The sequence below is a fragment of the Nocardia sp. NPDC023733 genome (assembly GCF_040639775.1).
Lineage (GTDB): Bacteria > Actinomycetota > Actinomycetes > Mycobacteriales > Mycobacteriaceae > Nocardia > Nocardia rosealba.
Map to the genome: position 1 here is coordinate 1,507,226 of NZ_JBFAAN010000001.1, position 15,345 is coordinate 1,522,570.

Annotated in this window: 13 protein-coding genes and 1 tRNA gene; 5 read left to right on the plus strand and 9 right to left on the minus strand. The window is 68.1% G+C overall.

The window, feature by feature from the left end; all coding sequences use genetic code 11:
• Positions 1–114 precede the first annotated feature (114 nt).
• The 4 genes from AB0F86_RS06960 to AB0F86_RS06975 form a co-directional block, all read right to left on the minus strand.
• Positions 115–579 (minus strand): pyridoxamine 5'-phosphate oxidase family protein, encoded by a 465-nt coding sequence (locus AB0F86_RS06960; RefSeq protein WP_356982604.1) that lies wholly within the window; start codon positions 577–579, stop codon positions 115–117.
• Between the two features lie 72 nt (positions 580–651).
• Positions 652–837 carry a universal stress protein gene (locus tag AB0F86_RS06965; RefSeq protein WP_356982605.1) on the minus strand — a complete coding sequence of 62 codons (186 nt, stop codon included), beginning with the start codon at positions 835–837 and terminating at the stop codon, positions 652–654.
• A gap of 520 nt (positions 838–1,357) precedes the next feature.
• Positions 1,358–1,445 (minus strand) — tRNA-Leu (locus AB0F86_RS06970).
• A 199-nt stretch (positions 1,446–1,644) separates the two neighbouring features.
• Positions 1,645–3,288, minus strand: coding sequence for an FAD-binding protein (locus tag AB0F86_RS06975; protein WP_356982607.1), 1,644 nt, complete (start codon positions 3,286–3,288; stop codon positions 1,645–1,647).
• A 158-nt stretch (positions 3,289–3,446) separates the two neighbouring features.
• On the opposite strand from AB0F86_RS06975, the gene AB0F86_RS06980 reads away from it, so the two are divergent.
• Positions 3,447–3,740: a hypothetical protein gene (locus AB0F86_RS06980; RefSeq protein WP_356982608.1), complete on the plus strand. Its 294-nt coding sequence runs from the start codon at positions 3,447–3,449 to the stop codon at positions 3,738–3,740.
• A 30-nt stretch (positions 3,741–3,770) separates the two neighbouring features.
• Here AB0F86_RS06980 and AB0F86_RS06985 read toward each other — a convergent pair whose 3' ends face one another.
• The 4 genes from AB0F86_RS06985 to AB0F86_RS07000 form a co-directional block, all read right to left on the minus strand.
• A complete protein-coding gene (locus tag AB0F86_RS06985) occupies positions 3,771–4,628 on the minus strand; it encodes a hypothetical protein (RefSeq protein ID WP_356982610.1) in 858 nt (285 codons plus the stop codon).
• 616 nt (positions 4,629–5,244) lie between these two features.
• On the minus strand, positions 5,245–5,913 hold the full coding sequence (locus tag AB0F86_RS06990; protein WP_356982611.1) for a hypothetical protein: 669 nt from the start codon (positions 5,911–5,913) through the stop codon (positions 5,245–5,247).
• A complete protein-coding gene (locus tag AB0F86_RS06995; protein ID WP_181696028.1) occupies positions 5,910–6,566 on the minus strand; it encodes a sigma-70 family RNA polymerase sigma factor in 657 nt (218 codons plus the stop codon). Before AB0F86_RS06995 ends, AB0F86_RS06990 begins: the two co-directional genes overlap by 4 nt.
• 247 nt (positions 6,567–6,813) lie before the next feature.
• Positions 6,814–7,335 (minus strand): hypothetical protein, encoded by a 522-nt coding sequence (locus AB0F86_RS07000; RefSeq protein ID WP_356982613.1) that lies wholly within the window; start codon positions 7,333–7,335, stop codon positions 6,814–6,816.
• Positions 7,336–7,397: 62 nt separating this feature from the next.
• Here AB0F86_RS07000 and AB0F86_RS07005 point away from each other — a divergent pair, with 62 nt between their 5' ends.
• Both AB0F86_RS07005 and AB0F86_RS07010 read left to right on the plus strand, forming a co-directional pair.
• Positions 7,398–10,748 carry a hypothetical protein gene (locus tag AB0F86_RS07005; protein WP_356982614.1) on the plus strand — a complete coding sequence of 1,117 codons (3,351 nt, stop codon included), beginning with the start codon at positions 7,398–7,400 and terminating at the stop codon, positions 10,746–10,748.
• Between the two features lie 124 nt (positions 10,749–10,872).
• Positions 10,873–12,081: a hypothetical protein gene (locus tag AB0F86_RS07010; RefSeq protein WP_356982615.1), complete on the plus strand. Its 1,209-nt coding sequence runs from the start codon at positions 10,873–10,875 to the stop codon at positions 12,079–12,081.
• A 91-nt stretch (positions 12,082–12,172) separates the two neighbouring features.
• Here AB0F86_RS07010 and AB0F86_RS07015 read toward each other — a convergent pair whose 3' ends face one another.
• On the minus strand, positions 12,173–13,099 hold the full coding sequence (locus tag AB0F86_RS07015) for a LysR family transcriptional regulator (protein ID WP_356982617.1): 927 nt from the start codon (positions 13,097–13,099) through the stop codon (positions 12,173–12,175).
• 116 nt (positions 13,100–13,215) lie between these two features.
• Between AB0F86_RS07015 and AB0F86_RS07020 the strand changes: the two genes are divergently transcribed.
• Together AB0F86_RS07020 and AB0F86_RS07025 are read left to right on the plus strand one after the other, a co-directional pair.
• Positions 13,216–14,589: an MFS transporter gene (locus tag AB0F86_RS07020; protein WP_356982619.1), complete on the plus strand. Its 1,374-nt coding sequence runs from the start codon at positions 13,216–13,218 to the stop codon at positions 14,587–14,589.
• Positions 14,586–15,332 (plus strand): 3-hydroxybutyrate dehydrogenase, encoded by a 747-nt coding sequence (locus AB0F86_RS07025; RefSeq protein WP_356982621.1) that lies wholly within the window; start codon positions 14,586–14,588, stop codon positions 15,330–15,332. Before AB0F86_RS07020 ends, AB0F86_RS07025 begins: the two co-directional genes overlap by 4 nt.
• The last annotated feature ends 13 nt before the right edge of the window (positions 15,333–15,345 follow it).

The window sequence follows — 15,345 nt, forward strand, 5'->3', positions numbered from 1 at the left end:
TGTGCTGCTGTTGATCGACCCCGATTCGGAGTTGTCATCCGCCGAGGGGAGTTTCGCTAGTAGCGGTGCGGGGAACGGTTGGTTGGCGTGGTGCCGGTGGTGCCAACGAGCGTTCTACTCCATCGGAGATCGTCGTGCGTCGGAAAGGGGAGTCCGCCAAGCTGCGGGTTCGGCAACGGCAAATCTGCGACCGGTCACTGAGGTCGGTACGAGCCGGATGAAGAAGTTCTTCGCGCCACCCTGCCACGGGAACAGGGGGAGATCCACGGTGTCCATCAGGTCACCGATTTCACGAATCCCTTCGGCGCGGCCCTTGATTACTACGCTCCAGGCTTCGTGGGACTCGGCCAGGTAGCCGTCGACCTCCAATGCGACGCGCGGATTCGACAACGCGGCGGACATCTTCGTACCGGGCGCGGATCTGAACACGATGGTTCCATGGTCGACCACGTAGTTGAGAGGGAATATATCCGGGTCGTCGTCCACCGACACGGCGAGGCGGCCTATTTCCTTGGTGCGGAGCAAGGCCCAGCATTCGTTGACAGCGAGTTCTTCGACTTTCGGGTTGTCGTTTTCCATTTCTCAGCCTTTCTGTCGTGAACGTCGGCCGATAGTCGTCTTCCCGCAGGAACACTTCACAGTGTGCTGGATTCATTCCGGATGCACGACCATCACCGAGCAGTCGGCGTGCTGAACCAACCAGTTGCTGGTGGAGCCCCGGAGCAAGCCGCGGAAACCGCGGCGCCCTCGACTGCCGACCACGAGTAGTTGCGCCGTCTTCGACCACTCGGCCAGCCGTTCGCGTGGCCCGGACACATCAACTTCGCGACGGACCACGACGCCGGGATATTTCGCGGACCAACCTGCCAGAGGCTCGGCCAGCAGGGCCTGCTCGGCCGCTTCGAAACCTTCGATCGGCAGTCGAGGTAGTCGGTGCCGCCGTACTCGCCTTTGGACAGATCGCTCCAGGCGTGGACGGCGACGAGTTCGGTTCCGCGCACCACCGCCACAGCGCCGCGTGCGTGAGAGGTCACCGCGAGCAGGGTCGTTCCGAGGTGCCGGATCGTGTGCGCGCGAGTGGCGGCGCCGAGCACCACGAGGTGGGCGTTCGACGATCGCTCGACCAACACACCGGCCGGACTGCCGGTGGTGCGGCCACCCATAGGTTGAGACGAAATCTGACCTGGACCGACCATTGGACGAGACCGAGACCCGCCAGCGCGTCGAATCACGCGGAGATGTTCACCTACTCACAGGGTAGCCGCTGCACGGGCCTACAAATGCCGATGCTCCAGGTGCGAGGTCTGCACCTGGAGCATCGAGAAGATATATGCAAACACATAATTGTGTTTAGCACTGGTGTCCGGAGGGGGACTTGAACCCCCACGCCCTAATACGGGCACTAGCACCTCAAGCTAGCGCGTCTGCCATTCCGCCACCCGGACTTGCTGGTGTGCCAAAAGATTATCCGACTGATTGTCGTAAACCAAATCGCCTATCTGACCTGCGGTTTTGCTGGACGTTCGGATGAGTTGGACGGGTGCCGTCAGGCGCTGAATCTCAGGGTGCGTCAGGTCTCCCTGATTCGGAGGCGATCCAGGGAGACCGATCACGACGCTCAGCGCTCGGTGATACGCGAGTAGTTCAGTTCTGGGCGACGTGCTGGACGCTGTGAGTTCCCGCACGGCGACCGGCGAAGACGCAGTCCGCCAGGGACAACCCGCTGACGTAGCCGTTGGAACAGATGCCGACTGCTGCGCGGCCGGCGGCGTAGAGGCCGGGGATGGTGTCGCCGGTTTCGGTGCGGACGGCGCCGGTTTGTTCGTCGACGAGGAGGCCGCCGAGGGTGAGCATCGGCATCGGGTAGGTGAGGCGGGCGGCGAAGGAGATGTCGAGTAGGGCGTAGGGGCCGGTGTGGATCGGGCGGCGGATGTCGTCGGGTTTGCCGAGGGGGTCGGGGGCGCCCTGCTCGATGGCCTGGTTGTGGGCGTCGACGGTGGCGCGCAGGCCTGCGGGGTCGACGCCTGCTCGTGTCGCGGCTTCTTCGATGGTGCGGCCGGTGGTGCGGCCGAATCGGAGGAGCCGTTCGGTCTGCATGCGCTGGAACCACACCGACTGGCCGGCGATCTGGGTGCGTGCTTCGGCGGCGAGCTCGGCGTCGACGAGCAGCCAGGCACGGTTGTCGGGGGCGGTGGCGATAGCGGCGCCCAGTGCCGCGCCGTAGCGTGATTCGTCGACCATGCGACTGCCTTCGGTGTTCACCGCGATCGCGCCGTAGAAGGCGCTGGGCGGCCCGATGAAACGCCATGCCGACATCGCGTCCATCTTGCCGGTGGCCGCGCCGATCTCCTCGGCCATCGTGATGCCGCTGCCGTCGTCCCCGGCCGACCCCAACGGTAGACCCTGCGCCCACGGGTAGTGGGGACTATGCCGGGCGACCATCGCCGCGTTGGCGATGAACCCGCCGGTGGTGAGTACGACACCGGAGCGGGCCCGGATGCGCACCGGCACACCGTGTTTGCGCTCGATACGTTCGATCAGCGCTTGCACGGCCCGGCGCAGGCCTGGGTGGTACACGCCGGGTTTCGACGAGATCCGTGCCAGTGCGGCGAAACGGCGTCGCACAGCGGCGGGTGCGCCGTCGAGGGTGACCGCTTCGATGCCGGTCACCCGGCCGTCCTCGACCACGAGCCGGGTCGCTGTGGTTCCGGTTCGGACCCGGACGCCGCGTGCGGCGGCCGACCGTGCCAGTGGGCGGAACACCGCCTTGCCCGAGACGCCGGGTCCGTGGGCGCGGTGTCCGCGCTGACGTGGTTTCGCGAGTTCCCGGTAACCACCGGCGTTTTCGCTGCCGGAGTAGTAGAGGTAGTAGTCGTCGGTGGGGTAGGAGGTCTTGTACGGGCACACCGACGCCTCGAACGGCACGCCGTGTTCGGTGAGCCAGTCGACGAGCGTGGGAGACTCCTCGCAGAAGCGGCGCAGCGTCTGCGCGCTCACCGCGTCGCCGACCTCGGCCTGCAGGTAGGCGAACATATTGTCGGCGTCGTCGTCGATTCCGGCGGCGTGCTGCACCCAGGTGCCCGCCCCGGCGTAGATGATTCCGCCGGACAGCTCGGTCGCGCCGCCGCCGAGGTACCGATCGATGGCGAGGACATCCGCGCCGCGTTCGCGAGCGGCGAGTGCCGTCGTAACCCCCGCGCCGCCGTATCCGACAACGACGACATCGGCTTCATCGTCCCAGGTCAGCACCTGTACCACCTTTCGTGCGGCGGGTTGTCCTTGCCGCATCCGGAAACTATAACGTGTTCTAGAAATGGTCGGACGCTGTTCCGCCGGTGAACGCGGCCGCGACCGGGCGGGGCGCCGGACGGTCGCGCGACACTCCGTGAAACGCCTTGACTGTCTTACGATCCCGTTGTCGCTATCCATGGCCATCGGAGGACTTCATGCCCGTGACCATTTCCGCGTCGACCCGCGCTGTCTGGAAGATCGGCGCACAGGGGCAGGCGCAGATCCTGTTCGTCGACGACTCCGCGTCGAACGCACCGGCCCGTCGCTGGCCCGACACCGCCATGCCGGGCGGTCGTCCGGGACACCTGGCATTCGACCCGAACGACTATCCGACCCTGACGCACGTCCGCACCCTCGTGCCCGAGTACGGCGCGCTGTGGGATGCCGTGGCCGAGGACTTGGCCGCGATGAGCGCCGGTGCCGAGTCTGCCGCGAGGACGCACCACTAGACCGGTGGCGTGCTCCTCGGGCGCAAGCCGCTATGCCGGAGCGGTCCTGTCGGGTGCCGGCTGGGCCTCGACCTGGCGGCGCAGTTCGTGCACTGCCACTTCGAGGGCCCTGAGCAGTTCCTCGGTCGACAGGACAGTCGTCGGAGGTGTCGGTTCCGGTTCGTGGATCAGGTCGCCGCGTCGCACGGAGAGCAGGAGTCGGCATGCCGTACGTTCATGTGCGTCGATGACCGCACGGTGGTGCCGTTCACGGTCGTCCAGTTCGAGCAGGTGACGGGCGAGCGCGGCCGTGCCGGTTTGGAGCTGGTGGTCGGCTGCGGTGATCTCGTCGTCGCGAGTGCGCGCGATCGTCACGATCTCGGCCAGCTCCGAAAGGTAGTCGAGGTAGTTACGGCGTGAATCCGGCACTGCCACCGAGACATTCGACGGATCGAGATCGACTCGCCCGGGTGGGCACGCCTGCCAGACGAAGTCGTTTCCGTACCCGCGCAGGGGTCGTGAGAAGTCGAGTCCCGCGCACGAATCGCGGTGTTCCGGATCGTGGTGGAGGAGGATACTCACCCCGTGCTCGTGTCCGGTCCCCATCAGCTCGGTGAGTGCCGTGGCGGTGTCGTCATCCATGCCACGCGGATAGTCGAGCACGACGAGCAGTCGAGCGGATGTGGCCCGCGTACGGGTCAGCCCGTGGACCAGGTCAGCGAATTGTTCCGGCGCCCGCTGCGCTTCCCGCTGAAGATGCCCTCGCCCCGCTGGATCGAAGCAGTGCACAGCGAGCGACCGCACGACGGCTCGCATACGATCCACGATCGCGGCGAAGAGCTCGCCGACCACCCCGGGCGCACCGCCCGAAACCACCAGGCTCCCCTGGCCGAGCAGCGGAACCACCAACGGGACAACACTATCCGGGCCGAACGACAACTCGCCGATCCGAACCGAACAGTCCGCAACTGGTGAGCCCGCATCGGACCCACCTGCCCGCTTCTCCACCGCCGCCCGCGCGCGGGCACAACAGTCACGCACTCGCGCGTCGGCGATCGCATGGGCCACCGCGACCCGCCGTGTGTGCGTGGCCTCCGTCTCTCGCCGCAGGATATATGCCCGCGTAGTCGCGGATCCGGCGAGCGAATCGAGCCGTGCGCGGGCATAGGAACCCAGTGTGAAGACCGCCGCCGCAGCCATTTCCAGCCGTCGATCAGCGTCGTTCGTCATCACGTACCCCCCGGATTCTTCCCCCTGCCACCGCTATCGATGCGGACTACGGCGCGATCGGTTCGTCGCAACTCCGACGATGGACCGCCCGCGACACCACGCCATGCGAAGACTGCGAATAGGCGTTCTGCCGAACTCCACCCGGCAGCGAACCGATCGGGGGCCGTATCGCATCACTGATGACGAGACCAGTCGTCGGCACTGCCCGCGACGCGTCTCGTGTCGTGGGTGAGGAGATCGCTGGGGGGTCTCCTCACCCACGACCTGTCCGCCGCGCCGGGGCCGTTCCTCGCACTCAGCTCAATCCGGCGACGATCGCCGACCGAACCGGGTCGCCGACCGGCAGACCCTTGGCGACCCGCCGCCACGCGTTGCGTCCGGCCGTCAACGAACACCGCACGGCGTCGGTGATTGCCGCCGTATGCGTGTGGCCCAGCGCCGCGCCCGGCACGATGGAGATCTCCAGGTGCTCGGCCAAAGTCAGTGCGCGGGTGACGATCTGACCGGTGAGCGACCCGTCGGCATCCGTATACAGGACGACGAGGACTTCGGTTCGTTCCTCGCCCGCATGCACCGCCACGCGAACCACATCTCCTGCCGCGGTGTCGGGACCGAACGATTGCACCGAGATCCGTGTCTGCTCGGTACCGGCGGGGGTACGGGTGAATTCGATGCCGAGCTCCTGGTCGATCTGTTTCTGGACGACCCGGCTCGATGGTGCTCCGTCCCGGGAGGAGGCGGCCAGCGGCCGCACCGTCCACCCGGGCACCCGCATCACGGCGCGTCGGGCGGCCAGGGAAGGTGGTTCCGGTGTCGCGTTGTCTGCCGCCAAGAGACGGTCCGCGATGCGGGCGCCTGCGGTGGCTGCCTCGGCATCGGGTTCGGAGTCGTCGGCGAGCGCTAGCAGCACGTCGATGTCGACGGGCAGGTCCAGCCGTGCGGGTCGATGATCGCGCGTCGTCACGATGCCTCCTCGGAGTCCTGGTCGCGGGCGTCGAGCTGGGCGCGCAGGGCTTCGCGCAGCATCTTCGTTCCCGCCGCGCGCAGCCGTTTGACCTTCTCCTGGCTGAAGTTCAGGTCCTCGGCTACCTCTTTGGTCGTCTGCACGTCGGTGTAGGTGCCGTCGGGTGCGAGTACGAAGGTCGCGCGCAGCACGGCGGCGGTCTCGGAGTGCGGGATCGCGTCGAGCGCGTCCCGCAGGACGGCGCGGTCGGCCAGCCGGTCCTCACCGCCGACGAGTGTGTGGTCTTCGACGACGAGCGCGGTGGATTCGTAGTCGACCCGGCGTCCCGGATGACGTTTCTCCGCTGTGCGGCGCCTTCTGTTCTGCAGCACCTGCCACTGGAGTTGCTGCAGGACATGGGTCTTCCAGTGCCGGATACGCTCGGTGGGCAAGGTTGCCGTCAACGCGACCATGGTGTCCTGGGCGACGTCCTCGAAGTCCGAACGCATGTCGGGGTCGACCCGCTCGACGACATACCGCGCCTTGGCCGCCGCATAGGTCGACATGGTGACCAGATCGGCGCCGAAGATGTGTTCCACCACCGCGAGGCGCAGCGGTGCGGGGACCGCGCTCCAGGTGGCGCCGAGCCAGGTGTCCAAGGAGTCAGAAGTCAACCCGTGCCCCCACTTCGTCGGCGACAGTGCCGAATGCCGCAGTGCCCGATGAGAATTCGCGTAGCGGACGGTCTGGACCGGGCAGCTCGATGCCGAACCGGCATGGTGTCGCATCGCCCGCGCGCCGGTCGGCGGACCAGGAAACGACCGGACGACACGGGTCACAGCGGGAGCCTCCTGCTGAGGGGAAACGGGCTCCTACACAGATGCCGTTGCCCGCCCGACCGGTTCGCACGACGAATGTGAGCTAGGACGGGCAGGTGGGGGAGGACACCATCATCGAGAAGGCGATCTGGCAATACCAGGCCTTCTCGATCTTCCACTTCCCGTCCTCGGCGACGAACGGCACGGTCAACGGGCTGCTCGCGGTATTCATCGTCCCGGTGCCCTCGGCCAGCATGCCCGGCGCACCGAGTCTGGTTCCGGCGATGGTGACGGTGACGGTCGCGTTGTTCCGACCCGGTGCTTCGGCGATGCGGTTGGGCAGACCCGGATCGTCGGCGATGCCCTGCACATGACCGAGCTTTTCGGAGTTCGGGACCCGTGGGTCGAGCATGCGCGCGAACAGCTGCTCGACGTCGTCGGCCGACAGCAGTGGTGGCGGCGGTGTCGATGTGGGAGTGTTGGCACCGGCCACGGGCATGGCCGAACTGTCCCCGGTGGAGCAACCGGTGCCGAGCAGGGCGGTGATCGCCGCACCGGACAGCGCAGCACCGACAAGGAGTGTTCTCGACAAGATGGTTCCCCCGGGAAGGTCGTTGATGCGCATCGCTGTCGAGCTTATCCGGCCGTGGTGAACGCGACCCGCCCCGCTGCGGTCGAGGGCCGACGATGACCGGACAGTCGGAGTTCCAGCGCGACGACGCGCTGTTGTCCGAGCTCACCGGAGCGCCGCAGCGGTGGTTGGCACTGTGCAGGGAAGCGGTCGCCGAGGGCCCCGAGGCGGCTTTGGCGCTGCTCGACCTGCGCCGCGAAACCGGTGTGCTGGCACGGCATTCGCTGGCGCGGTGGAAACACCTCGAGGCAGGCGACGACCCGCTGGAAGAGGAATCGGAGAACTCCGATCTCGAGGGTGATCGGGTCACCGCCGATGTGTCGGCGGCCCACGCGGTCGCCGCCCTCGCCCAGGCCCTGACCGGCGCACGCGACATCGCCGAGGCGTGTGCGGTCTTCCTGCGGCACACCGAACGGGCCGGATTGCATTCGGCCGGTACTCAATTGCTCCCCGCCGGCCCGATCACCGGTGGCGACGACCCGCTGGCCGAGGTGGTGCTGCACCTGCTCGGCCAGGGTGGCAGGCCCTCACGCGGCTACGGCATCGTCACCGCGCTGGAACTGGCCGGTCGGCGCCCACCGACGGTGCGGACCACCCGGGTCAGTGTGCTGTTCGTCGACATCGGGGGAGCCGGACGAGTCGGCGTGCTGCGATTGGAGCAGGTGCGCGAAGGGCCGAGCGGGTTGCACCCGGATCCGGCCGCCATGTCGTTCCTGCAGGCGGATCGCGAGTTCGCCGACAGTCTCACGCGGGCGTGGGAGGTGAGCCGACCGGCCGCGACCGGCGCCTGCGTGCTGTGGTCGGTGACCGGGGCGGGCCGCGCGCCCGAGAACGACATCAACGGTGCGTCGATGGCCGCGGCGATGGCTGTCGCGCTCGACGACCTGGCCCCACGCCACCAGCTGGTCCGGTGGCTGCGGGTGCGCCGGCTCGACCCGGCCTGCGCGGTGACGGCGGGCCTGTCGGAAACGGAACTGACCCCGGTCGGCGGATATGCGGGCAAACTCGCTGCCGCGCAGCGCGCTTCGCTTCGGGTGGTGGTCGCCGCCACCGGGTACGAAGAGGCGCGGCGGCAGGCGCCGGAGAACTTCCTCGACCGCATCGCGGCGGCCGCGACGGTCGCCGAAGCTGTGTCGCGCACGCGCAGCAGACCGAATATGGCGCTGTGGCTGGTCTCTGTCGCCGGTGTGCTCGCCGTCCTGCTCGCGGTGCTCTCGGTGACCGGTCTGGCCCGGGCCCGGGCCGAGAATGCCGCCGCCAGAGCCGAATCGAATTCCCGGCTGTTCGCGGGCGTGGCCCGGGGTGGTGCCGACTTCGACCCCGCGCTGTCGCAACTCGTCGCCCTCGCGGCGGTGCGTACGAGCGCCACGACGGATGCCCGATCGGCCCTGCTGGAGTTCTCGGCTCTCGGCACGCCGATCCGGATCCTGCCCGGGGTAACCGGTGACGGAGCCTCGGCCGGTATCGACCCGCCACGGCTGGCGACCAGCATCGGTGGCGACATGATCGCGATCGGCAACGGCGACGGCACCGTGCAGCTCGTCCGGGTCGATGATGCCGGGGTGACCCGAATGCCGGCGTTCGCGGCGGTGGCCGGCCCGGTGCGGGCACTGGCCATCAGCGCGGACCAGCGTTGGCTTGCGGTGGCTGGTGAACGCTCGGCGGTCTTGTGGAGCATTGCGGAGAATCCCCGGCGGACAACCGAATTCGCGTTGGCGGATCATCTGCCCTGGTCGCTGGCCTTCGGTCCCGGCAACGATCTGCTGGCGATCGGCACCCACGGTGGAACGGTGCTGTCCTGGCGATTCGGTGCCGATCCCGCGCACCCTGTGCCGCAACCCGCGCTGACTGTTCCCGGTAACCACGCGTTCGTCGCGGCCGACGACCGGGTCCTCGTCGCGGCCGGTTCCCGGATCGTCAACACAACGTGGACCACGACCGTACGGGGCTGGGACGCAACAGCTCTGGATCCGGCCCGTCCCGCTTTCGAGATGTCGGCCGACCGACCGCACGGCGCCGAGATCAGGTCGGTCGATGTCGACGGTGACGTGCTCTCGGTGGGGCTCAACCCCGGCGAGATCGCCAGGTGGCGTCTGAGCGCCGACATCGCCCGGCCCGAACCGCTGCGCGCGATGTCGCGAGGCGCCAACGAGTACTTCGACGTGGCGCCGACCGGGGACGGCCGCACGGCAGTGGTGGTCGGCGGTGATTCCCGTGCTCGCCTCCTCGATCTCGACACCGGTGCGGTGCTCGCCCGGTTCCCCGGAGGATCCGTGGCGCGGGTTGAGGTGTTCCGCGGCGGGCGCGCACTGGTGACCTCCGGATTCGACCGCGCCGTCCACGTTTTCGACCTCGCGGGCCAGGCCGCCGAACTCGGACCGCGGACGCTGTTCAGGCTTCCCCAAGACGTATCCGCACCGGCTCCCGGTGTGCTGCCCGACGCGTTGCTGCCGCGCTTGCGCGCACTGTCGAGAACCCCCGCGGCCACGGGACGAGACTCCGTGGACGGCGACCCCTCGGGCCTTTTCGACACCGTGGTGCTCAGCCCCGATGGGACACGAGCCGCCACCCTGAACGAACGCGCCATCCAGGTCTGGGACATCACCGAGCTCACCCCGAAGCCGTTCGGACGGCCGATCGACAACGGCCTGGTCGACACGCGAGGTGTCGTCTTCGGCCCGGACGGCACCCTGGCCGTCGGGCGGGGTCTGACGTCATCGGTGGAACAGTGGGACCTGACCCGGCCCGGCGGTCCCGAGCTCCGGTCCACACTGCGATTCGGGCACGGCTATCCGACCGCACTCACCGTGAGTCCCGACGGATCGAGGCTGGCCGTCGGCAGTCACCGCACCGGGCATGTCACGGTCTACGACCTGAGCGGCGGGCCCGACGCCCGACCCGTGGCGGAACTGTCCGGCCTGCCAACGGCTGGTCAGGACATGTCGCTGGCCGTCACAACAGACAACATCCTCGCCGTCGGCACCCGCGCCGGAGCCTTCGTCTATCGCGTCGGCGAACCAGGCGGCCCCCGGCCCCTGCCGATCCCCGTCGCCGCACGTGGCTCCGTCGGTTCGGTCGCCTTCGACCACACCGGTACCCGCCTCGCCGTCGACGATCTCGCCCGGGACCGCATCGAAATCTGGGACTACACCGACCCCGCCGCGCCCACCGTCTACGCCGCCCTGCACCACGACGAAAGGCACTGGCAGAAAACAATGCTCGCGTTCGCGGCCGGTGGAACCGTCCTGGTCGAATCCGCCACCGACGGCACCCTGCGCCGTTGGCGCACCGACGCCACCACCGAAGCCGCCCGCATCTGCGCCACCGGCACCGCACCCATCACCCCACAGGAGTGGTCGAACGCCCTCCCCGGCCGCGCGTTCGTAAACCCCTGTCCCACAGGGTGACAACGGGTTGGCACTGTATGTCAGGGCCTTGGCACCGACGGACTGTGGACAGGTCCTGTTGCGGCGCGACACTGAGTTCTCCCGCTCGCGGGATTCTCCGCCCGGCTCGGTAAGGAGCGCACCCATGCTCGGACTTTCGACAGATGCCGTCGGTCCCCCAGGCCCGTCGCACGTCACGCACGGACCCACCGGCGCGGCGGACGACCTGAGCCACCTTCCCGACCATGTCGTGCTCGACATGCTGGTCGGAGCGCAACAGCACTGGTTGCGATGCTGTCGAGCCGCCGTCCTCGCGGGTGGTACGACCGCTCGGGAGCTGCTGGCACCCCGGCGGGAAACCGAGGTGCTGGCGCGTGCATCGCTGGCACGCTGGAAAAGCCTCGACGAGGACGAGTTGCTTGCCGAGGAAGCGGAGTCACCCAGCGACCACGGCAGGCGCGACACCGCCGAACTCTCGGCCGCGCGGGCACTGGGTGCGCTGGCATGCGCACTGGCCGGTGTATCCGACACCGGTAGCGCCGTCCAGCGTCTTCTCACGCATGCCGAACGCGCGAACTTGTACTCGACACCTTCCTCCACCACTGCTGACGTCCCGATCGGCGCCGGGCAGAACGAGCTCGCGTCGGTGCTCGGTCATCTCACCGAACACCGCGACCATCCCGCGCACGGATTCACGACGCTCGCCGCCCTCGAACTGGCAGGACACAGGCCGGTCACCCTGCACACCAGCGCGATACGCGTCCTGTTCGTCGACGCCTACGGTCAGGGACACGTCGCCGTCCTGGAATTGGCGCAGGTCGACGGTGGTCCGAGCGGTTTGCATCCGGACCCGGCCCGCATGAGCTTCCTGCAGGCCGACGCGGAGTTCCACGACGCGCTGGTCGACGCCTGGCAGGTCAGCAGGATCGCGGGCACCGAGGCGAGCGTGTTGTGGTCGCTCACGCTCGAAGGTGGCGCCCCGGTCAACGACATCAGCGGTGCGTCCTCGGGTGCGGCGTTCGCCGTCGCCCTCGACTATCTGATGTCACGAGGGCGTGTGGTGCGCCGCCGGATCGACCCGTCCTGCGCGATCACCGCCGGGCTGGCGGGTGACCAATTGACCGAGGTCGGCGGGTATCGCGGCAAACTGCTTGCCGCACAGAGTCATTCGCTGCGCGTGATCGTCGCCGCCGACGGCTTCGACGAGGCGCTCGAGGTGGCACCAACGGGTTTCACCGGCCGCCTCACAGCAGCCCACACCATCGACGATGCCATCCGGAACTCACGGACCCACCTCGGCTACCTCCTCTGGACAGCCGTCGCAGCATTCCTGATCGCCTGCTTCTTCGTCTGACGGAACTGTGGGGCGGATTCCGGAAAGTGTTGTGGCCGCGAACCTGCGCTACATCATCCAGGAACTGGGCCGCCGATCGGTAGCGGGACCATCACGTTTCGGGGATGCCGAGGAGGGTGGCGCGGCATTCGCGGACGGTGGTGCGCAGGGCGTCGACGACGGCGGCGACTTCGGAGCGGCGCAGGGTCTCGGGTCGGGTGACCAGCCAATAGGTGAGCTGGACCCGGACTTCGTCGGCCAGGACCCGGACGAGGTCGGGGTGGCGGTCGGCCATGAAGCAGGGGAGCAGGCCGATGCCGGCGGCCGCGCGGGTGGCTTCCACATGGACGAAAACGTTGGTGGAGGAGACGGATTGGCGCATGGTCGGCGCGAAGCTGGTGGCCACGTCGAGGTCGTCGACCTGCAGGATCGACTCGATGAAATAGACCAGCGGATAGCCGGCGAGGTCGTCGATGGTCGCGGGGGCGCCGTGGGCGTCGAGGTAGTCCCGGGCGGCGTAGAGGCCGAGGCAGTAGTCGCCGAGTTCGATGGCCTCGGCCCGGTGTACCTGGGGTCTGCCGACGACCACCTCGAGATCGAGGCCGGTTCGCTGGGTGGATGCGCGGCGGGTGGCGGCGACGATCTCCACCGCGATGCCGGGGTGGCGGCGCTGCACCCGCGCCGCCGAGGGCGCGGCCAGATAGGCGCTGAACCCGTCGGTCGCCGAGAGCCGCACCACCCCTTCGAGCGTGCGTTCCCCGCCCGGGGAACCGAGTGAGCGCACCGCGGCTTCGACCGTCTCGGCAGCTACGAGAGCTTCGCGACCGAGATCGGTGAGTTCCCAACCACCTGCCACTTTCGTGAGTACCCGCCCGCCCACCGCCGCCTCGAGTGCGGCGATGCGCCGGGAAATGGTGGTGTGGTTGATCCCGAGTTCGGCTGCGGCGGTGACGAACCGCCCCGACCGGCCGACGGCGAGCAGTACGAGCAAATCATCGGCACTCGGCCTGCGCCCGGACGACGCGACGGAACGGCTCATATCTGCATATTCGCAGATAGCCGCTGCGAAACTGGGCATTGCGACCGAAAGACTTCTGCACGAATACTCCTCGCATGGAATGTGAGTCAGCTCACAGCGCGTGAAGGAGTAGTGCGATGAGCGTCAGCAGCGCGACCCGGCCCACCGGTGACACACCGGAGGAGACACCGTCCGGGCTACGGCGGGTGGTGACCGCCTCGATGGCGGGCACCGTCGTCGAGTGGTATGAATTCTTCCTCTACGGCACCGCCGCCACCCTGGTGTTCAGCAAGGTGTTCTTCGCGAAGGGGACCAGCGACCTGGACGCGATCCTCGCCGCGTTCGTCACCTACGCGGTCGGTTTCGCGGCCCGCCCGCTCGGCGGCATCGTCTTCGGCTATTTCGGTGACCGATACGGGCGCAAGAAGCTGCTGCAGACGAGTCTCGTGCTCGTCGGCGCGGCGACGTTCCTGATGGGCTGTCTGCCCACCTTCGCCCAGATCGGTTACTGGGCACCGGCGCTGCTCGTGACACTGCGCTTCGTTCAGGGCTTCGCGGTCGGTGGTGAATGGGGTGGTGCGGTGCTGCTGGTCGCCGAGCACAGCCCCAGCCGCAGCCGCGCCTTCTGGTCGAGCTGGCCGCAGGCGGGAGTGCCCGCGGGCAACCTGCTCGCCACCATCGTGCTGCTGGTGCTCACCTCGACACTGTCGGACGCGGCGTTCCTGAGCTGGGGCTGGCGGGTCGCGTTCTGGCTGTCGGCGGTGGTGGTGCTCGTCGGCTACTACGTGCGGACGAAGGTGACCGACGCGCCGATCTTCCTGGCCGCCCAGCAGGCGCTCGAGCACACCAAGGCCACCTCGTTCAGCCCGTTCGAAGTGTTGCGCCGTTACCCGCGTGGGGTTTTCACCGCCATGGGGCTGCGCTTCGGCGAGAACATCATGTACTACCTGGTGGTCACTTTCTCGATCACCTACCTCAAGGTGCAGGTACACGCCGATACGACCACGATCCTGTGGTGGTTGCTCATCGCCCACGCCGTGCACATCGCGGTGATCCCGCTCGCCGGATACCTCGGTGACCGGGTCGGGCGTCGGCCGGTGTACCTGGCCGGTGCCGTCGCAGGCGGAACCTGGGGGTTCTTCGCGTTCCCGATGATGGACAGCGGGCACAGCGTGGTGATTCTGTCCGCCATCATCGTCGGTCTCGTCTTCCACGGGTTCATGTACGCCGGCCAGCCCGCCATGATGGCCGAGATGTTCCCCACCAGAATGCGGTATTCCGGTGTGTCATTGGGATATCAGGTGACCTCGATCGTGGCCGGTTCGCTGGCGCCAATCATCGCGGTGCGCCTGCTCGATTCCTATGGTTCGTCGGTGCCGATCGCGGTCTACCTCGCGGTGGCGGCGTCGGTCACGGTGATCGCGGTGCTGTGTGCGCGGGAGACGCGCGGGATCGACCTCGAGACCGTCGATCTGGCGGACACCAACGCGCCGAAACGGCTTGCGGCATGAGTGACCTCACCGGCCGCACCGCGCTGGTCACCGGTGCCGCGAGCGGGATCGGCGCCGCCTGCGCGCGGGTCCTCGCCGCCCGCGGCGCCGAGGTCACCGTCGCCGATCTCGACGGTGACGGCGCGAAAGCCGTCGCCCACGAGATCGGCGGCCACGCCTGGTGTGTCGACCTGCGCGATGTCGACGCACTCGCCGAACTGCGCCTGGACACCGACATCCTCGTCAACAACGCGGGTATCCAAACCGTCAGCCCCATCGAGGAGTTCGAGCCCGAACGGTTCCGGGCCATGCAGACGCTGATGGTGGAGGCACCGTTCCTGCTGATCCGCGCGGCACTGCCGCACATGTACCGCAACGGGTTCGGCCGCATCGTCAACATCTCCTCGGTGCACGGGCTGCGCGCCTCTCGGTTCAAGGTCGCCTACGTCACGGCCAAGCACGGGCTGGAGGGCCTGTCGAAGGTGACGGCGCTCGAGGCCGGCCCGCACGGCGTCACCTGCAACTGCGTGAATCCCGGATATGTGCGAACACCGTTGGTGGACAAGCAGATCGCCGATCAGGCCCTCATCCACGGCATCCCCGAACAACAGGTGGTCGAACAGGTGCTGCTCACCGAGAGTGCGATCAAACGCCTGATCGAGCCCGAGGAGGTGGCCCAGCTGGTGGCGTGGCTGTCCTCGGACGCGGCGGGCATGGTGACCGGGTCGTCGTATGTGATGGACGGCGGGTGGAGCGCCCGCTAGACCCGCCGCCCCC